This is a genomic window from Oribacterium parvum ACB1 (genome assembly GCF_000238055.2).
In the GTDB taxonomy this organism is placed as follows: domain Bacteria; phylum Bacillota; class Clostridia; order Lachnospirales; family Lachnospiraceae; genus Oribacterium; species Oribacterium parvum.
The window spans coordinates 95,483-115,592 of record NZ_KE148312.1; the positions used below are offsets into that span (position 1 = coordinate 95,483).

General features: G+C 42.1%; 15 protein-coding genes and 1 riboswitch. Of the genes, 10 read left to right on the forward strand and 5 right to left on the reverse strand.

Annotated features, from left to right (window positions below):
- Positions 1-39 precede the first annotated feature (39 nt).
- The 8 genes from HMPREF9625_RS00470 to HMPREF9625_RS00505 all read left to right on the forward strand — a co-directional run bounded on the left by HMPREF9625_RS00470 (position 40) and on the right by HMPREF9625_RS00505 (position 10,012).
- Positions 40-1,338, forward strand: coding sequence for an L-cysteine desulfidase family protein (locus tag HMPREF9625_RS00470; RefSeq protein ID WP_009535247.1), 1,299 nt, complete (start codon positions 40-42; stop codon positions 1,336-1,338).
- A gap of 144 nt (positions 1,339-1,482) precedes the next feature.
- A complete protein-coding gene (locus tag HMPREF9625_RS00475; protein WP_009535246.1) occupies positions 1,483-2,706 on the forward strand; it encodes a dicarboxylate/amino acid:cation symporter in 1,224 nt (407 codons plus the stop codon).
- Positions 2,707-3,184: 478 nt separating this feature from the next.
- Positions 3,185-3,685, forward strand: a complete 501-nt coding sequence (locus HMPREF9625_RS00480) for a QueT transporter family protein (RefSeq protein ID WP_009535245.1) — start codon at positions 3,185-3,187, stop codon at positions 3,683-3,685.
- 80 nt (positions 3,686-3,765) lie between these two features.
- Entirely contained in the window at positions 3,766-5,163 is a 1,398-nt protein-coding gene (gene murC, locus HMPREF9625_RS00485; RefSeq protein WP_009535244.1) for a UDP-N-acetylmuramate--L-alanine ligase, read from the forward strand.
- 528 nt (positions 5,164-5,691) lie between these two features.
- Positions 5,692-6,522 (forward strand): DnaD domain-containing protein, encoded by an 831-nt coding sequence (locus HMPREF9625_RS00490; RefSeq protein WP_009535243.1) that lies wholly within the window; start codon positions 5,692-5,694, stop codon positions 6,520-6,522.
- Positions 6,513-7,469, forward strand: a complete 957-nt coding sequence (locus HMPREF9625_RS00495; RefSeq protein WP_009535242.1) for an ATP-binding protein — start codon at positions 6,513-6,515, stop codon at positions 7,467-7,469. The genes HMPREF9625_RS00490 and HMPREF9625_RS00495 overlap by 10 nt, the downstream gene beginning before the upstream one ends.
- 163 nt (positions 7,470-7,632) lie before the next feature.
- Positions 7,633-8,856 carry a ribose-phosphate pyrophosphokinase gene (locus tag HMPREF9625_RS00500; protein WP_009535241.1) on the forward strand — a complete coding sequence of 408 codons (1,224 nt, stop codon included), beginning with the start codon at positions 7,633-7,635 and terminating at the stop codon, positions 8,854-8,856.
- A gap of 1 nt (position 8,857) precedes the next feature.
- Entirely contained in the window at positions 8,858-10,012 is a 1,155-nt protein-coding gene (locus HMPREF9625_RS00505; RefSeq protein WP_009535240.1) for an acyltransferase family protein, read from the forward strand.
- A gap of 105 nt (positions 10,013-10,117) precedes the next feature.
- Here HMPREF9625_RS00505 and HMPREF9625_RS00510 read toward each other — a convergent pair whose 3' ends face one another.
- Entirely contained in the window at positions 10,118-10,678 is a 561-nt protein-coding gene (locus HMPREF9625_RS00510; protein ID WP_009535239.1) for an energy-coupled thiamine transporter ThiT, read from the reverse strand.
- 34 nt (positions 10,679-10,712) lie between these two features.
- A riboswitch (TPP riboswitch) is annotated at positions 10,713-10,807 on the reverse strand.
- 206 nt (positions 10,808-11,013) lie between these two features.
- On the opposite strand from HMPREF9625_RS00510, the gene HMPREF9625_RS00515 reads away from it, so the two are divergent.
- Entirely contained in the window at positions 11,014-13,962 is a 2,949-nt protein-coding gene (locus HMPREF9625_RS00515) for a leucine-rich repeat domain-containing protein (RefSeq protein WP_009535238.1), read from the forward strand.
- Positions 13,963-14,288: 326 nt separating this feature from the next.
- On the opposite strand, the gene HMPREF9625_RS00520 is transcribed toward HMPREF9625_RS00515, so the two are convergent.
- The 4 genes from HMPREF9625_RS00520 to HMPREF9625_RS00535 form a co-directional block, all read right to left on the reverse strand.
- A complete protein-coding gene (locus HMPREF9625_RS00520; protein WP_009535237.1) occupies positions 14,289-15,506 on the reverse strand; it encodes a ribonuclease H2 subunit C in 1,218 nt (405 codons plus the stop codon).
- Between the two features lie 200 nt (positions 15,507-15,706).
- Positions 15,707-16,624, reverse strand: a complete 918-nt coding sequence (locus HMPREF9625_RS00525) for a class I SAM-dependent methyltransferase (protein ID WP_009535236.1) — start codon at positions 16,622-16,624, stop codon at positions 15,707-15,709.
- A gap of 102 nt (positions 16,625-16,726) precedes the next feature.
- Positions 16,727-17,425, reverse strand: a complete 699-nt coding sequence (locus tag HMPREF9625_RS00530; RefSeq protein ID WP_009535235.1) for an RluA family pseudouridine synthase — start codon at positions 17,423-17,425, stop codon at positions 16,727-16,729.
- A gap of 139 nt (positions 17,426-17,564) precedes the next feature.
- Positions 17,565-18,413, reverse strand: coding sequence for a TylF/MycF/NovP-related O-methyltransferase (locus HMPREF9625_RS00535; protein ID WP_009535234.1), 849 nt, complete (start codon positions 18,411-18,413; stop codon positions 17,565-17,567).
- A gap of 450 nt (positions 18,414-18,863) precedes the next feature.
- Between HMPREF9625_RS00535 and HMPREF9625_RS00540 the strand changes: the two genes are divergently transcribed.
- Positions 18,864-20,042, forward strand: a complete 1,179-nt coding sequence (locus HMPREF9625_RS00540; RefSeq protein WP_009538320.1) for a M20 metallopeptidase family protein — start codon at positions 18,864-18,866, stop codon at positions 20,040-20,042.
- Positions 20,043-20,110 lie beyond the last annotated feature (68 nt).

A 20,110-nucleotide genomic window follows, 5' to 3' on the forward strand; every position in this document is an offset into this window, starting at 1 on the left:
AAGAGCCTAATTTCGGTCGTTATAAAGGAGAGAAATAGTATGGAAGAGAGATTAATAAAGAATTATACAGAGATTTTAGAGCATGAACTGGTACCGGCTATGGGCTGTACGGAGCCGATTGCGATTGCGTATGCAGCGGCATCGGCGAGAAAACTGTTATCTGAAGAGGTCAAGCACATAGACTTGTGCTGTTCGGGAAATATTATCAAAAATGTAAAAGCGGTTACCGTTCCGAATTCCGGTGGACAGAAGGGAATGCAGGTCGCTGCTATTCTTGGTGTTCTTGGAGGGGACGCAGATAAGAAGCTGGAGGTTTTGAGTACCGTAACAGATGCGGATAGAGAAAAGTGTAAATCTTTGGTTAATACCGGTTTCTGTAAAGTGGGCTTCGAAGAAGATGTACCAAAGCTTTATATTCGTGTTGAGGTTAGCGGAGAGAATCATAAGGTTCGCTTGGATATTGCAGATCAGCACTCCAATATTGTTCTTATGGAAAAGGACGGAGAAGTGCTATATAAGGAAGGCGGAGAAGATAAGCAGGATGTGCTTTCCACCGGCGGAGACCGAAGCTTGATGTCTCTTAAGGGGATTATTGAATATGCAGATACGGTGAATTTGGACGAAGTCGCTCCGACATTACAGAGGCAGATTGATATGAATATGGCGATTTCTCAAGAGGGATTGGACAATGCATGGGGGGCCAGAGTGGGAAAGACCATTTTAGAGACATGGGGACATGATGTAAAGTCTTGTGCCTGTGCAAGAGCCGCTGCCGGATCCGATGCCAGAATGAGCGGATGTCCCCTTCCTGTTGTGATTAATTCCGGTTCGGGAAATCAGGGTATTACCGTAAGTATGCCGGTTGTGGAATATGCAAAGTCCTTAGAGGTTTCCAAGGAGAAGTTATATCGTTCCTTGATCGTAAGTAATTTGGTATCGGTGTATATCAAACACTATATCGGAGCGCTTTCCGCCTTCTGCGGTGCAGTAAGTGCATCCTGCGGTGCCGGTGCGGGAATTACCTATATGTGCGGCGGAGACTATCATAAGATTGGTAAAACCATCAGCAATACTCTTGGAAATGTAGGCGGCATCGTATGTGACGGAGCAAAACCCAGCTGTGCCGCAAAGATTGCTTCTTCAGTACATGCGGCAATTCTGGCACACTCTATGAGTATGAAGGATCAAGGCTTTAATGGCGGAGAGGGAATTGTTGACGAGGATATTGAGAATACGATTAAGAACATCGGCTATATCGGAAAGGTCGGCATGCTTTCTACAGACCGAGAAATATTAAATGTTATGACGGACCAGGTGGATGTGGATTCTTGCCTGTAAAAACAGGAGGAAACGCATAAGAACTATACACAAAATCATTATTTTTGCTATACTATTTCTACAACATGGGATAGGAAGCTTGTTTGCTTTGTGAAAAATGAAGATTTCTTCCTACCCGAAGTATATCATTTTGGAGGAGGATATATGGAAAAGCAAGGTTTTATACACAGTTTGCCGTTTAAGCTACTTGTTGCATTGGCTTTGGGTATTGCCTGTGGTCTGGCATTGAGCTCGATGGATCAGTCGGCTTTCGGACAGGCACTCTTAAATATTGTTGTGACTGTGAAGTTTATTGTGGCACAGTTCATCAGTTTCTGCGTTCCGCTCATCATCATCGGTTTTATTGCCCCTTCTATTACAAGACTCGGGAACAATGCTTCCCGGATGTTGATTGTTGCCCTTATTCTGGCTTATGTTTCTTCTATCGGAGCTGCATTTTTTGCAACCGTAGCAGGATACGGTATTTTACCGCACTTGAATATCAACCCGGATGTAGACGGACTAAAGGAGCTGCCCGAGGTTGTTTTTGAGCTTACCATCCCGCAGATTATGCCTGTTATGTCGGCTCTCTTCTTCTCGGTTTTAGTAGGTCTTTCTGCAGCATGGAATAAGTCCAAATTAATTACCGGCGTTTTAGAAGAGTTCCAGCAAATCGTGCTTTCTATCGTGACACGCTTTGTTATTCCGGCACTTCCGATTCTTATCGGAACCACATTCTGTACCTTGGCTTATGAAGGAACCATTACAAAGCAGCTCCCGATTTTCCTGATTATTATTATCATCGTTATGGTTGGCCACTATATTTGGATGACTTTGCTTTATAGTCTTGCCGGCATATATTCCGGAAAGAATCCGATGAATATTATAAAGAACTATCCGCCTGCTTATATGACAGCGGTAGGAACGATGTCTTCTGCGGCAACTCTTTCCGTGGCGCTGGAATGTGCAAAAAAGTCTGTACCGACACTCCGTAACGATATGGTTGACTTCGGTATTCCTCTTTTTGCAAATATCCATCTTTGCGGTTCCGTTATGACGGAAACTTTCTTTGTTATGGCAGTATCCAAGATGCTCTATGGAGAGTTTCCTTCTATCGAGAAGATGATTCTGTTCTGCCTGCTCTTAGGTGTATTTGCAATCGGAGCCCCGGGTGTTCCGGGCGGAACCGTTATGGCATCTCTGGGACTCATTACCGGTGTGCTTGGCTTTGACGGTACAGGAACAGCTTTAATGCTTACCATCTTTGCTTTGCAGGATTCCTTCGGTACAGCATGCAATGTAACAGGAGACGGTGCGCTGACTCTGATTCTTACCGGCTATGCGGAAAAGCACGGTATTCAAGAGCAAAAGCTGGAGGCGGTACTATAGGCTTGGATGTATTTCTAAGACGGAAAACGTTTTCTGCAGTCGAAAATATCGGAGGTCGAAACGTTCTCCGGTTCACAAAAGTTAGCACCCTTAAGCGTAGTAGAATTAAATCTGCTACGCTTTTTTTGTTACATAGTTCATGTTTTTTCTTATAGGACATGTTTTATTATATAAGGAGAGCTGTCTTGCTTTCCGAGAATAGTATAATGAAACGCATAATGTAGTACAGCGAAATACACATATTTGTACTACAGTGAAAAGTGTATATTGTACTACAGCGAAACCCACACATTGTGCTACAACGAAATGCACACAATCTTGTTTCTTCTTATCTTTTATGCTACACTCTGTTAGTTAATGAAGCGGGAGTGGGAGCGAATTCAATTTAAACGAAAAGAATAGATAATTCCAAGCTTTCCTGCTTTCCATCAGTGTGTTCGAGACCTTCCACACTTAAAACAAAACTAAAGGAGAAAAAATGCATTTTCAAGACAAAAGAACAAAGATGATGACGGAAGTCGCGTTGATTGCGGCTGTGTATGTGGCGCTTGTACTTCTGTTTAAGCCCATCAGTTTCGGGGCAATCCAGTTCCGTATTGCGGAAGCCCTTTGTATCCTTCCTTTTTTCAGCTTGTCCGCTGTTCCGGGAATCGCACTTGGCTGCTTACTGGGGAACTTTTTTTCGGGGGCGGCAATGCCGGATGTAGTTTTCGGAACTTTTGCAACCTTGATTGCGGCGATTGGCAGTTATCAGTTGAGAAATGTAAGCAAATGGCTTGTCTGTGTTCCGCCGATTCTGGCAAATGCCATCATTATCCCATTTGTCTTACAGTATGCTTACGGCGTAACGGATGCATACTATTTCTTATTTGCGACGGTAGGAGCTGGAGAAATTTTAGCTGTAGGCGTTTTGGGCAATATTTTGCTTTTGGCTTTAGAAAGTCGGAAAGACAGCATTTTCCGGCAGAACGTAGCGTAGAACCATTTTATGGAGAACGCGATGTTCAAGGCGGTGTTCTGTAGTAAGGATTTAGGATAACAGGGGTTTTAGGAGGATTTATGTACGATATTCATTTTGATCATCCTGTGTGGGTGCATTTTATCGGTATAGGAGGGATATCCATGAGCGGGCTTGCGGAAATTCTGCATGACCGAGGCTTTAAGGTGTCCGGATCCGACATGAAGGCCTCCCCCTTAACAGAGCACTTGGAGTCTCTCGGTATTTCCGTTCAGTTTCCGCAAAAAAGCGAAAATATAGTTCCGGGGATTGAACTTTGTGTTTATACTGCAGCTATTTCAGAGGATAATCCGGAGTTTCAGGAAGTAAAAAGACAGAACATTCCTATGATGAGCCGTGCAGAGCTTCTTGGCAGAATCATGAAGAATTATAAAGAGGCTATCAATGTTTCGGGTACGCACGGAAAAACGACGACGACTTCTATGATTGGTGAGATTCTGATGGAAGCGCAGATGGATCCGACCATTACCGTGGGCGGTATGATGAAGGATATCGGCGGAAACCTAAGAGTAGGAAAATCTGATGTTTTCCTAGCGGAAGCCTGCGAATATACCAATTCTTTTTTGTCTTTTTTTCCTACCATTGAAGTGGTGCTGAACGTTGAAGAAGACCATCTGGATTTCTTTAAGGATATTAATGACATACGCGCCTCCTTTAGAAAGTTCATTGAAAAGCTCCCGGAGAACGGAATCTTGATTTTTAATAAGGATATTCCGCATGCCGAGTTTTTCCTGGAGGATCTGCCCGGACGAAAGATTATTACCTTTGGACATCAAGATGCGGATTATACGGCCAATTTCATTTCCTATGACCACTTTGCTCGTCCAAGTTTTACTCTTTTTGAAAATGGAGAAGATAGAGGCCGGGTGACTTTGGGGGTAACAGGAGAGCATAATATCTATAATTCCCTTTCCGCTATTGCGGTTGCAAGAGCCATCGGAATTCCTTTTGAGACAATTAAGAAGGGACTTATGGAGTTTTCGGGTACAGACCGACGTTTTCAGTTAAAGGGAGAGGTCAACGGTTTTACCATTATTGATGACTATGCCCACCACCCGCAGGAGATTGCGGCAACTATTGCTACCGCAAAAAAATATCCGCATAAAAAGCTCTGGGTAGCCTTTCAACCTCATACATACTCTCGTACTTTGGCTCTAATGGATGATTTTGCCGGGGCTTTATCACAGGCGGATGAAATTATCCTGGCGGATATTTATGCGGCAAGAGAAAAGAATACCGTAGGAGTGACTTCGGATGACCTTCGGAAACTGATGCTTTCACAGAATACAAATGTATATTATATTCCGGACTTTCCCTCTATAGAGGAGTTCATTCTTTCCCACTTGCAAGAGGGAGATCTCCTCATTACTATGGGGGCAGGCGATATTGTGGAAGTAGGAGAACATTTATTACAGATTCCAGGCGCAAAAAAAGAATAGGCAGTGCTGTATATTGTACTGAAATGATGCTGTTGGCAGCCATGTGCTGTCAGCAGCTTTTTTTATTCTGAATGTGTATCGCTTGCGCAGTATACTATTTTTATTTACAACGAGTATTGTACTAAAAGCATATGCAATCTTGTTTCATCTAAGCTCTATCTGCATAGTTCTAATGGGAGGAATTGCAGTTTGAAACAGCTTACTTAACGGATAAAAAAGTTTAAAGCGGATTAATGATAAGAGTAAAAAATAAAAGTCGAAAAAAATAATTTTTATATTGTTGTATATTTTGGAAATCCACCTATGAAATGTGGATAAATCAAAGATTCCACAGGCTCCATTATTGTGAAAACCCCTGTAAATACGGGACTTCATATTATTTTGAAAAAGAAACCCACATTATCCACATCGTTGTGGATAAGTTCTGTGGATAAACTTGTGGAGCAGTACCATTGAAGAGTTTTTTTGCCTGTGCTATGATGCTGAACGAGCAAATTCCTAGAGGGAGTTTACAGGGAAAGGGAAGGCATGGACATACAGTTTAAGGAGGGCATACAGGCAGACATTACCTGTGTTCCCAATGCATTTATTGATGAGCTTTTAGCGGAAGCCAATGGAGATTACGTACGCGTATATCTTTATCTGCTTCGCCATTGTAAAGAGAATATGAAGGTTCATTCCGTTGCTGATTCCCTGAATCTGACCGACCGTGATATCACAAGGGCCATTTCTTATTGGGAAAAGAAAGGAATCTTCAAGGAAGGAACTACAGGAGTAGTAGAGGAAGAAATCAGGAATGAGGAGGCAGCCAGACTGTCTGAAGCAAACTTGGAAATGAAGAGGGAACAGAATCTTATGAAGGCTTCTTTTTTTAGTGCCAAAAATCAAGATGACATCCTTCTTTCCGGGGAAAAGAAGCGGGAAATTGATGAAGAGGAGTTTGAGGGTATCCTCTTTGTGGCAAAGCATTTATTGCCCGGCGGGGTAACGCGCAGCCATGTGCAGAAGTTTGAGTATATGGTGGAGTACCTGGCCATGGATTCGGAATTGATAGAGTTTTTATTGGATTATTGTGCCAGCATACAAAAGACCAGTCCTCGCTATATAGAGAGAGTGGCTTTGGACTGGAGCGAGCAAGGCATCACTACAGTGAAACAGGCACAGGAGTTGATTAAGGATTTTGAATTAACGAAGGGCATGAAGAGGCAGAAGGCAGGTCAGGGAAAGCAAGGAACAGATGCGGAGAAAAAGACAAATCGTTTCCTTAATTTTACGCAGGGCGAAGTAGATTACGATTCCTTGGCAAAGCAGAAGGCATTAAAAATTTTGCAACAGGGAGGCAATAAAGAATGGCATTAAGTGCAGTTCAATTCCATGAGATTCAGGAGATTCTTTCCGACAGGAGATTTTCCGCGGAAAGGGAAGCTCTGGAAAAGGAAAAGGAAGTGTTGGATAATGTACCCGGCTATGCCGCTTTGGACGAAGAGCTACGCAGACTTTCTCTTTCAGCTATTGTAAAGGCGCAGGAGGGAGACTCCGGAGCCATTGCGGCGCTTCGTCCGTCTATTCGTAAGATTCGGGACAGGAAGGAAGAAGCTTTAAAGAGGATGGGGTATGCTCTGTTTGATTTGGAACCTCATTATACCTGTTCTCTTTGTAAAGATACCGGAGTCTATGAGGGGCGAAAGTGCCAGTGCTTCATGAAACTCCAAGGAGAACTCCTTTATAAGCAGTCCAAGATGGGTGAGATTTTGGAGCGGGAGAATTTTTCCCGCTTTCAGCTGGAGCGCTTTGATAACTTGGAACGTCTTAGTCAAACGGGAAATAAAACGGTGCGGGAGTATATGAAAGAAATTCGAGATTATTTCTATGCTTATGCAACGAATTATCCGGAGAATAAGGGGAACTTCATTTTCACGGGAGGAACGGGGACAGGAAAAACCTTTTTTCTTCACTGCATTGCGAAAGCTCTTTTGGAGAGGGGGGTAAGCGTGCTGTATTTTACTGCAGACGGTTTATTCCAGTATTTTTCCAAGCTGATGCGTGAGGGAATGGAGGACGAGTATATTACGGAGGCCGATGTTTTGCTTCTGGATGATTTGGGAACGGAATTCTCCAATTCTTTTACGGCTTCCCGTTTTTTCAATTTATTAAATCAGCGGATTTTATCCAGAAAGACAATGATTATTTCTACCAATCTGAACTTCAAGGATCTGCGTGAACTTTATTCTGACAGAGTGGTTTCCCGTATGATGTCGGATTATGAAATTATTCCTTTATACGGAAGAGACCAGAGGCTCGGTTAAAAAGAAAGTTTCTTAAAAAGAGAAAAGAGAATAGACATTTGCAGGTATTTCTTGTATTTTTAGAGGGTGCTAGCCCGATTCGAGATTTTTAAGAAAAAGGACATAGTAAAAATTTTTCAGCTGTATAGTGTTTAGTTGCCTGTTTATTTAGGGAGGGAAAATCATGTCGGATTCCAGAACTTCACAGTTTATTGAGCGTATTCCTGTAGGACCTTTGGCTCTTATGCCTTTAAAGTCCATTGAACCGCTTGGAAAGAAGGTCAATGAATATCTTGTGTCATGGAGAACCAAGAGAGAAAGTGAGCACAAGGAGACCATTGCGTTCTCCGGCTATCAGAAATCGGATTTTATTGTTCCTACAAGAATTTCCCGCTTTGGAACGGGAGAAGCAAAGGGGGAGATTTTAGAGACTGTTCGCGGTGTAGACATTTACTTTATGGTAGATGTGATGAATTATTCCATGACTTATTCCATCTTTGGAAATATAAACCACATGTCTCCGGATGACCACTATGCAGATTTAAAGAGGCTTATTGCGGCTACGACCGGAAAAGCGAAGCGAATCAATGTCATTATGCCGTTTATGTATGAATCCAGACAGCATAAGCGTTCCGGAAGAGAGTCTTTGGATTGCGCTATTATGTTACAGGAGTTGCATGAGATGGGCGTGGAGAATTTCCTGACCTTTGATGCACATGACCCAAGAGTGATGAATGCCATTCCCAGAGATTCGTTTGATAATGTTTCTTGTACGTATCAGTTTGTCAAGGCACTTCTTCTGAATGTGCGGGATTTGGATATAGATAAGGATCATATGATGATAATTTCTCCTGATGAGGGAGGTATGAACCGTGCCATTTATTTTGCGAACGTCCTTGGTATAGATATGGGTATGTTCTATAAGAGAAGAGATTATACGCAGGTTGTAAATGGTAGAAATCCGATTGTTGCCCATGAATTCCTGGGTTCCGATGTGGAGGGCAAGGATGTTATCATTATTGACGATATGATTTCTTCCGGAGAGTCTCTGATTGATACGGCAAAGGCATTGAAGGACAGAAAAGCAAAGAGGGTTTATGCATGCTGCACTTTCGGTCTCTTCACAAACGGCTTAAATAAGTTTGATGAGGCTTATGCAGCGGGAATTTTATCGGGCGTTTTAACTACAAACCTGATTTATCAGCCGGAAGAGCTTTTGAAGAGGGAGTGGTATATCAATGTAGATATGTCAAAGTACATTGCGCTTCTGATTGACAATATGAACCATGATATTTCTATTTCTTCCATACTGGATCCGGTAGGAAGAATCAATGCACGTGTGGCGGAGTATAAGAAGCACAGAGCTTCGGAAACAGAGCAGTTTACGATAGAACTTGATGATATGTAAAATGAAAAAGAACAGTCAGATTGCATTTTTATCGGCATATAGTTTTTTTCTTTCTATATTAGTTATATTTGTGCACAGTACTCATTTTACTGTGCCTGAATTACAGGCTGTCCGAAAGACGGCCTTTTTTGATAGCTCCAATTTATTGAAACTGGAGTTTTTCTTTTCTGAATTTTTAGGACAGGTGGCGGTTCCGGGATTCTTCTTCCTGAGTGGCTTTTTGTTTTATCGGAATTTAAACAGTATGAAAGACTGGGGAAGGAAACTCAAAGAGCGAATGAAGAGTTATCTAATTCCCTACCTCCTATGGAATATGGGAATGACCCTACTGTATATGTTTTTTCAAAAGGCGGAATGCAATCCGGAGAATCTTTTTCAAGGCATTCTTTTTTATCGCTTTAATCCGGTCTTTTGGTATTTTTATCAGCTTCTTCTTTTGACTTTCTGCTTCCCTTTCATTGCAGTTTCAACACTTTTGGGAAGGGGGAGAAAAAAGCAGGGAAGAATAGCCTTTATTTTTCCCTTTCTGTTTTTAATCTTAGTGTATTTTCGATTGGATATTCCTTATTTAAATGAAGATGCGGGGTTTTACTACAGTTTTGGAGCGGCATTTTCCATTTTTCTCAATGAAGAAGGTGAAAGCAATATATTTCTCCGAGAGAGAAGAACAAGGAATACATATCTAAAGCGCTTCATACTACCTTGCCTGCTTTTCTGCTTTTCTTTGTTTTGCTACGGCTATGTTCTTTTTGGAGAAAATATAGCTTTTCTTTTATCCTTAACGGTTCTTTATCGACTTAGTATGGCCATGTTCTTCTTTTGTATTTTTTGGCTAAGAGGAGACAAACCGGCCTTATTGTGTAAAGGAAATAAGGGCTTGGCTTACTTTTTTGAAGCTTTACAGGAGATGAATTTCTATATTTATGCAGTACATTACCTTTTTCTTCGACTTTGGTTCATCTTGCAGAGTACTTTGCAGGGGCTTCTACGGAACGTGCTTCCTATATCATTTTATGATGGAGTATCCAATGGACTGAAAGCTTTCTTTTATCTCTTGAGTCCTGTCTATTGCCTTGCTTTGGCCTATTTTACGGGTGTGCTGATAAAGAGAATCTCTCCGAACTTATGGAAAACAATAAATGGAGGAAGAGGATAACTCCCCTTCCTCCATTTATCATTAATGGACCTTAGCCGAAATCAGGGCTGACATTTGAAAATTGTTCGCTCTGATTCTGAATGAACATGGTTTCTACAAATCATTTTATGAGTGAATCAGATTTACTTCTTCATTTTGTCTGAACTTTCCTTTTAAGCGATAGATGGTTCGATATACTACCGGTAAGAACAGTACGGCAATAGTAATTGCAGCTTCTATACCGATGTAGCTGATATTATAGGCAAAGGAATACCACACAGGACTCATGCCCTCCGGTGCATAAGCTGCGAAGAAAAGCAGACCGGATAAGAAGGCAAAGATAAAACGGCCAAGGCAGGCGGCAAGATAGCCGATGTATAAGCCGTTCTTCTTGTTGCTGAAAAACCCGGAGATACCCAGTGCGGAAAAGGCGAAAATATAATCGACAACAAATTGTGCGGGACTATAGAATTCCGGCTTTAAAAAGAAGCTGATTAGGCCGTAAGCAAAGCCTGAAAGCAAGCCATAGCCGGTTCCGAAGAAGAAGCCCGGCAGAGTGGCAAAGAGCATGGAACAGGCAGTCACGGAGCCTCCCATAGGTAAGGAAAACAATTTTACCATTCCCAGTACCATGGACAGAGCGATACATACGCCTGAAAATGCTAATTTTTCTGTACTTTTTCTCATAAAAAAACCTCCTGTACGCCAAAACGGCATGGAGGGGCAAATCGTATAGCTTCCCTACGCCGGCATTATCCGGGTCAGGTTAAAGGGTCGGTTTTCACCTCTCAGCATACAGCGCCCCTAGCGACCCATTTATAGTATAGCGAAAGCCCTTTTTCGTCAATATTCTTCTTAAGACTGATTTATTTTTATCCCCAAACCATAAAATTGTTCTAAATACATACGATAAAAATCACATATTAAAAAAACTAAAAATTATGCCGATGAAATAAGTATGCCGGAGTACAATCCGGGGTCTGTGAAAAGTGTAGTTGAAAAGAATCTGAAAGGAGAAAAGAATGTTTAGGAAGACATGTGCTCTTGCCCTGTCCACGCTTATGTTGCTATCCGTATTTTCGACAGGAAACCTTACAAGAGCAATGGGCAAAAGCAGAGAGGAAGAGAATACGATTGTTGCATCCGAAGAGGAAGAACAAGATGTTCCTTTTTATGGAAAGAAGACGGTAGACGGAATTCTTGTCAGTGTAAAAGCAGATGCTGGGGTATTTCCGAAAAAGGCCAAATTGAAAGTAAAAAAACTCAGTCAAAAGGTGGATAAGAAAAAGGTTGAGGAAAAGGTTGAGGAAAAGCTAAAGGAAGAAGATGCAGAGCTTCTGGAAAGCTTTATTTTTGATATTTCGGTTCTGGACGCAGAGGGAGAAGAACTACAACCCGATAATGAAAAAGGGGATGTCAAGGTCAGTTTCGAAAGATTGAATATTCTTGCAAAAGGCAAGGAACTCGCCGTATTCCACTTAGATGAGCCGGATGCGGAGCCGGAGAAACTGAGTGATGTGAAAGTAAAAGAAAAAGAGAAAAAACTGGAAGTTAAAACAGACCATTTCTCTCTCTTCGTGCTTAGTGTAATAGATAGAAGCGAGGATGATATGGAGACGGGATCTCTTGGTATGGAGGAAGGAGAGGACAAGAATCTCAATGAGTTTCTGAGTGAAGGAAATCGTTTTGTTGAGGGCATCGAAGTCAGTTCCGATCATGAAGATATTGTTCGGGTTCATATAGATCCTGATACGAAGGATGTTCGCATTAAAGCTTTAAAAGAGGGGAAAGCTACTTTAACGATTAAAAATAAAGTGATTGTATCAGGAAGTGAGGTGGAACAAGTTAAGCAGTATACGGTCATTGTACAGAGTCCCTTTTCCGGAGGAAGACTCGGTCAAAATATGAAGTACAGCCTCAGTGGAGAAGGAAAAAACATGACGCTGACAATCAGTGGATATGGATATGGAGACGATAGAGAGCGAGCGCCGTGGTTTGCCTATAGGGATAAAATAAAGACGGTCATTATTGCAGAAGGCGTGGAAGGTTTGGGAATCAGAAGGGCTCCATTTGGCTATATGGAGAATTTAGAGGATGTAACTCTCCCCTCTACGCTGAAGGAGATTTCCGATTTTGCTTTTATTCAGAGTAATAAATTAAAGAATCTGATTATTCCGGCTTCTGTAGTGGAGATTGGAAGCCAAGCATTTTACAAAGAAGGTACGGATGCAACGCATAATACCATTATTAATCGATCTTCGATTTATTTAGAGGATACCGGAAAGCTGCATTATAACCATAGTTTCACTACGGTGAAGCAAACGGCCAAGAAAAAGGAGGAGCAGAAGAAGCGAGGAGTACAAATTAATTCGATACGTTTATATCAAGTACCGAGTATCCAAAAAAGCTTCCTGGAGGTCAATATCTCCGGTGTTTCTTCTAAAAGCATTGCAGAGTGTTATTTCTTTAGAACACAGGATGCGAATAAAGCGGTAAAAGAATCTGACTTTAGTACTGCCTACAAGGACAGCATGAACCTTGCGGGATGGAGAACCGGAGAGGATAATTGGAAAGCTTCCTATTATACGGATGTTTCAAATATAAATTGGTTGGATAACAAAACCTATTATTGCTACATCCTCTTGGTAGAAAGAGCGGGTGGGGATCCACCCAAGAAAGTGGGAATTTTTAAGCAAACGATAAAGGTAGGAACGGACAATCGGCTTCCCGATACAGATGGCAAATTGAACTGGTCGGTGGTAAAATCCGGCACAGCTTCTTCCGGTCAAATCTCAAAATATAAGCTGACTATTGGCGGAAATGGTGCAATAAAGGATTATAATGCTGTGAACGGGTATAGAGAGTGGGATAAACTGTTCTTTGCACTGGGAGAAGAGCCTAAAAGTATAAAGCTTGTTTTACAAGATGGTATTAGTAAAATAGGAAGTTATGCATTTAACGGAATTTCCTATGGGAGTGCTACTAAGCTGGAAGGAGATTTAAAAATCCCGGACACGGTAAAGGAAATCGGAGTGGGTGCATTTTCAAATTTAAACATCAAAGGAAAGATTATTTTCCCAAGCCATCTAAAGAAGATTGATGCCTATGCTTTTTCCGATGTTTTACATGATGGAGAGCTTATACTTCCGAATGGTTTGGAAGAGATAGAAGAAGAGGCATTCAGTGGAAATCATATCGGAAATATCCGTATTCCCGCTTCTGTAAAAAAGATTGGACTTCATGCTTTCTTTAAGGAAGAGATGGGAAGAGACGGGATCAATACCATAGTAAACCACTCTGCCGTGAAGTTGAGCGAGCGATATGCAAACCCCTTATTCACCAAGTTTGACTTGGATGATTCGGAAGAGGGCAGTACCGTATGGACAGGAAAGAAAGGAGGGGCCGGCGGTAGTTCCTATAGAAATTACTGGAGAGACAATGTCCCGAATACAGTTAACAGTTCTGCAAAAAAGGTCAAGTGGAAAAAGGATTCCAAAGGCTGGTGGATACAGAACGAAGATGGCTCTTATCCAAAGAACGAGTGGAAACTGATTAATAAGAGCTGGTATTTCTTTAATAAAGAGGGCTATATGTCTACAGGCTGGATTTTCCGAAATAATACTTGGTACTATCTGGAAGGCGGTGAGAATGAAAACAGCGGAAAGATGAGTACCGGATGGAAATTGTTGAACGGAACTTGGTACTATCTTAGCAAGGAAGAGGGTGCCAACAACGGTAAGATGCTGACCGGATGGCAGCTGATCAACGGAAGATGGTATTATTTGAGTACCGAGGAGGGGATCAATAACGGTAAGATGCTGACCGGCTGGAGACTGATCAATGGAAAATGGTATTACTTCAGTACAGAAGCGGGGATTAATAACGGTAAAATGCTCTTCAATACGGTAGTAGACGGTTATACTTTGAAAGAAGACGGTTCCTGGGATACTCAAAAAAAGAAAGCGGGATAAAGAGGAAAGAGTTGTCACAATTTTGGCTTGAAGAATAAACTGTATGTAAACAGGGGCTATAAAAAATCAAAATAATTTTCTAAGCAATATAGGTCTGAACTTGGGGCACGCTCTCGCTAGCTTCGCCTCGTAACGGATACTAAGCGAAAAACTGCGTTTCTCTTGTTTTTCGCAAGTACCGACGGGCTCAGACTACCCCCGCATTCAGATCTATATTGCAAAGAATCCCTTTATTATTTTGATTTTTTACAGCCCCTGTTTTTCCACAATGAGTACCGCGTATAAAGTACATTGTATTTATTAGGTATTAATCTAAGGCGGATTTTTTAATCAATATCTGTCACGGTGGGGGAGAGAAGCTCTACCGTATCCAAGCCCTCATCCAAAGTAATGACACCGCTTGCGTTTACGGACCATTTATTTCCGTCTGCATCTCTATACTTCGTCTTGGACTTCATTACCCTACCGGCCTCATTGATTACATAGCTTCTGTTCTGTCCGGGAAGAGTAATCTTCTGATAGTGAGAGCCCTTATCCGCCTTTTGCAGGCGACCGTTAAAGTAGACATAGTCCTGCTTGATGCCGGTTGCACCCTTTCCACTATTATCAAAAAAACAAGTGATGTTTTCTCCGTCTCCATCGACTAAATTCATCTTTCCTGTCTTTACGGAGCTGTCGGCCTTATTTTTTCCGCAGTAATAATATGCTTCCGGAGCATTTGCTGCAGTTTTGCCTTTTTGAATGCCATATACCGGGTTACCCTTTTCATTGAAGAGATACCGCTTGTCTCCGACACGCTGCACTTCATAGACTCCATTGTTTCCTGCAGCAGGATGGCCGTTGTTTTTTAGATAGAACCATTCCACGTTGCCTGTTGCAAGATTGCCGTCCCCTTCCGGACCGACTGTTGCGTACCACGTTCCGGAAAGACGCTGTCCCATCTTGAACTTTCCTTCGGTTTTTTCGGCGAAATAGCTGTAGCCGGAAATTTCCGGACTTCCATCTGCTGTTTTTGCCCATCCGGTTACCATGATTCCGTTTTCATCAAAACCATAGGATGCATCATCAATGGTTTTTACGGTAACACGACCGTCCTTGGCATATAATTTTTCTCCGGTACTTTGGTTGAAATAGAACCAGTAATTGTTGTTGGAACTCTTCCTGCCTTCCTCGGCAGTTACTCCCTCGGGGAGGGGAAGGAGCTTCCATCCGCTGAGCATCTTTCCGGAGGAGGGATCACAGTAGTAGCGATCCTCCTGTACCCAGCCGGTTTGCATCAACCCGTTTCCGTCAAAATAATAGTAGCTGTCTCCGATTTTTTGCCAGCCGTCCTGTCTTAAGCTTCCATTTGCGGTAGCGTAGTACCATTCGGTCTTTCCGTTTTGCGTAATCTTAATCCAGGTATTGGTAGCCACTGAACCATTATCATTTTGATAAACCTGTTGACCCTGCTCATTTGTACTCCAGCCCGCAGCAAATGCTGCGCCGGAAAATAAGGCTGTGGCGCTTAGGCTTAATAAAAAAACTTTGAATCCCCTATACATTTCTTCCTCCATAAGCTTTACTGGTGTTTTATCTTGATAAAAGAGGGAAAGAGTTTCTCTCTTTTTAAAAAATTGCTTTTATACATAAGAAAATGGCTTTAAAAGAAAAGCCACCTCTCCCTTTAAACTCTTATCAGTAATACTATCCTCTCTTATAAAGAAATACAATAAAGTTTTTCTGACAAAGAGTGCCAAATGCCTTACGATTCGGCTTTTTCCCACCTGGCCGCACAACCGCAGGGAAGCACCAGACCGTTTTCCGATACGGGGAGCCCGATTTCATCGGAAGAAACCTTTCCGTTTCTGCCCTTTCCGATGAGCTCTTCCAGCATATACTGCATAACTCCTGCCTGCAGGCCGGTTGTGTAGGAGTTTAAAAGGAAGAAGAGGGAATCCTTTTTCAGAATTTTCTCACTAAGCTTTAGGAAGGGGTAGATGCTGTCTTCAATTTTCCAGATTTCCCCCTTCGGTCCCCTACCATAAGAAGGGGGGTCCATGATGATGCCGTCATAAAGATTGCCTCTTCGGATTTCTCTTTCGACAAACTTCACACAGTCGTCCACAAGATAACGAATGGGAGAGTCGGCAAGTCCGGAGCCTTCCGCATTTTCTTTTGCCCAAGAAACCATGCCCTTCGATGCGTCCACATGGGTAAGCTCTGCGCCGGCCTTTGCTGCGGCAAGGGTGGCGCCTCCGGTATAGGCAAAGAGATTTAAAACTTTAATCGGTGTTTTGTCTCCGCTCTTTTCTCTTCTTTCCTTTTCTTTCTTAATGAGGCGGTAAAACCATTCCCAGTTTACAGCCTGCTCCGGGAATATACCGGTGTGCTTAAAGGCAAAGGGCTTTAGATGAAAGTTCAGACTGTCTTCTCCGTTTTCCCCTAAGGGATAGGAAATCTGCCACTGCTTCGGAAGGGAGAAAAACTCCCAGTCTCCACCGCCTGCCTTGGAGCGGTGATAATGGCCGTTCAGCTTCTTCCAGAAGGGATTTTTCTTTTCGCTCTGCCAGATGACCTGAGGATCCGGACGGCAAAGGATATACTTTCCCCACCTCTCGAGTTTTTCGCCCTTCGAGCAGTCAATGACCTCATAGTCTATCCAGTTTTTTGCAACGAACATGAAAGCCCTCCCAATCGTAAAAAAACACCCGCTTTTCGGGTGCTTTTAAAATCTTTTTTGCTGGTTTATCCTAGCATTTTTGCTAGAGAAAAACAAGTTATTTTAAGGCTTCTCATAAAAATTTCTCCAGGGCTCTTCATCCCTGTCTTCCACTTGAAAATGCAATTCTTCTCCACCTTCCGGGTTAGGAAAGGAGAGGGTATAGCAATGTAGAGCTACATTTCCCTTTTGACGGGAACCGTATTTTCCGTCTCCGAAGAGGGGAAAGCCGTGGGCTGAGAACTGTGCACGAATCTGGTGAAAACGTCCGGTTTCGAGTTCGACATCCAAAAGAGCAAGACCGTCTTTCTCTTGTAGTACTTGATAATGGAGGACAGCCTCTTTTACCCCCCTGCGGAGTTTTTTGACAGGAAACATCTTCTGCTTTTTTGCATCTTTATAAAGATAATCGGTGAAACGGCCTCTTTTCGGAAGCCGCTTAGCTTTGGAAGAGCCTCTATCCATTGTGTTGTTTGTTCTGACGGACAGAGTTTCATCCTCTTCTTTGGAGGTATTGCAAGTGCTTTCGACAATAATATGATATTTCTTTTTAATCTTGCCCTCTTGAAGTGCTTCGGAAAGCTTTTTTGCACTAATCGGATTTTTTGCATAAAGAAGAAGTCCGCTTGCGACCTTGTCAAGGCGATGAATGGGAAAGAATCCGTCTCCCATTGCATGTTCTGAATCCATGCCTACCGGTTTATTCACTAGAGCGAAGTCCTTGTTTTCCGAAATAATATAATCTTTAGCTGTATAATCCATATTTTTTCCTTCATACGTCTTGCGATGGAGCATCCATTTTACTGTTTTACCATGCACACGACTTTTCTAATATATGGATGACAATATGCAGTAAAGGAATTCTTGTCAAGCGAATAGAAGCATTATTCCATCTTATTCTTTAAGAACGACTATCCTTTATAATGGCAATGCTTTGATCTTCTCCGATTGGCATTTTATACAGGGTTCTGCCTATTTCTTTTTCGTAATCCTCTATAGCGTCCTTTACTCCCGGTAAGCCGATATTGTAATAGTCATGAATCAGGATTACACTCCCCTCGACCATTTTGGGATAAAAGAACCGTAGTCCCTCCAGTATCGGAACATACAAATCGAAGTCCAAGTGTACGAAACAAAACCGGTCATCAACATCTGCTGCAGTCTCCGGAAAGAATCCTTTTTTTATAATGATATTCTTTGGATGCTCCATTTTTTCCATAACCACATCCAATGATGTATCCGAGAATTCATTGTCATTTAAACCGAATTTATAATTATTGGATTCATATTCAACATCCCTATGGTCAAAGCCTTCGAAGGTATCAAATAAATATAGCTTGGAATCCGGAAAAACCTTATTGATGTATTTGGCGAAATCCCCCCTGAATACACCCCCTTCCGCTACGGAAAGCTTCGTGTTCTTATATGCTTTCGCATAAGAATACAGCCAGGTATTTCGAACATCGGAAACTGTGTCCAGCGGGATATCCACTCGGATGCGATCTTCTGAAACGCCATTATCCGTCAGAATTTTTTTGATATCTTTCCAAAATCGAGAAGCAATATAAATTCGATCAAATTCCATGTCTGAAAGACTTTCCGCTCCTCCATAGCAGGGTAGACCGTCGGCGATTACATGTCCCTTTTTGTCCGGATCTCCATCCAAAAACCCGATTACCTGAACCTCATCTTTTATGTTCTTGTAAACCTGCCTTCCTGAAAGACCCGCTCCATAAATTAGCGCCTTCATATGAGTTCCTCCTTTTCGTACTTATCCATCATTGTTGATAAGAAATATTTTTTGATTTTGAATTTTGTAGATTTGAATTCAATATGCATCGGAAACCTCAGTTTTTATTCTTAAAGATCATCGCGTTTGAAGTGTGAGGCATTTCGTTTCCCTTATTTTCCTTTCGTCTTCTAAAAATGGAATAATGAATAAAAGATAACAATGTATCTGACACGAGTTATTCTCGACACAAATTATAATTTTAATTAGTGCAAAGTGTACGCATTATACAATGAATTATTTTATTTTATATTCCGTCTCCTGTTTTCCGTTTATTGCTTTTCAAGCTTCACCCTTTGCTTCATAATTATCCGTTTAAGACTGGCAAAATAGGACTTTATTTTGCTAGAATAGGAAAAGAGAATGACTGAGAAAAGCTCTAGCTTGATTTCGTTTGTAAAGGAGAAAAATATGCTATGGGAAAAGTGTAAAGAGATAGAATCCGATATTGTGGAGATGCGAAGGGAACTGCATCAGATTCCGGAATTGGGATTCTATCTACCGAAGACGCGCGCTTATGTAATCCGAAAATTGGAAGAAATAGGAGTCCCATACATACTTTCGGAAAAGGACAGCAGTATTGTAGCAACGATGAAATGTGCCCGTCCGGGAAAAACACTTGCTTTTCGAGCGGATATGGATGCTCTTCCTATCCAAGAAGAAACCGGTCTTTCTTTTGCTTCGCTGCATAATTCTTGTATGCATGCCTGCGGACATGACGCCCATACAGCCATGCTTTTAGCTGCCTTGCAGATACTTTATCCTCATAAAGAGGAGCTCTCCGGAGAAATTCGTTTTCTTTTTCAAACGGCGGAAGAGCTTGCGAAGGGGGCGGCTATTCTGATAGAGGAAGGGGCATTAAAGGGGGTAGATGCCATTTTCGGGATGCATATCGGAAGTATTTTAGATAAAAGTATCCCAAGTGGAACGATGGCCTGTATTCCCGGAGCAGTAATGGCTTCCTATGATCGTTTTATTTTAGAAGTAAAGGGAAATGGCTGCCATGCTTCTACGCCTGAAAAGGGAGTAGATCCGATTAATATAGCAGCCCATATCATTCTTGCATTGCAGACTATCAATGCAAGAGAAATTGCCGGGACGGATGCGGCTGTTCTTACGATGGGACTGATAAGAGGAGGGGAATTATACAATGCGATTCCCTCCACGGTTCATATAGAGGGGACAACCCGTGCTTTAAAAGAAGAAGTAAGACAGAAGCTTGCTAAGCGTATCGGGGAAGTGGCAAAATGTACCGCAGAAGCCTTTGGAGGCAGCGTGGACTATACCATGGACTGGGGAGCTCCGCCCCTTATTAACGACAAAGAAATGACCGAGTTTGCCAAAGATGCGATACAAGATATTTTTAAAGAAGAAATAGTGTTGTATCGGGAAAGCCCCAGTATGATAGGAGAGGATTTTTCGCTCTATTTACAAAAGATTCCAGGCGCTTTTCTCTTCTTAAGCTCCGCAAATCCGAAAAAGGGAACGGACAAACCGCATCATCATGCAAAATTTGATGTGGATGAGGATGTTCTTTGGAAAGGAAGTGCAAGTTTTGTGGCAATTGCGGAGAAATTTTTAGGGCGATAGGCTCTCTGCTATTTGCAAAAAATATATGATATAATACAAAGTCAAATATTTTTACTTGAGCACTGACG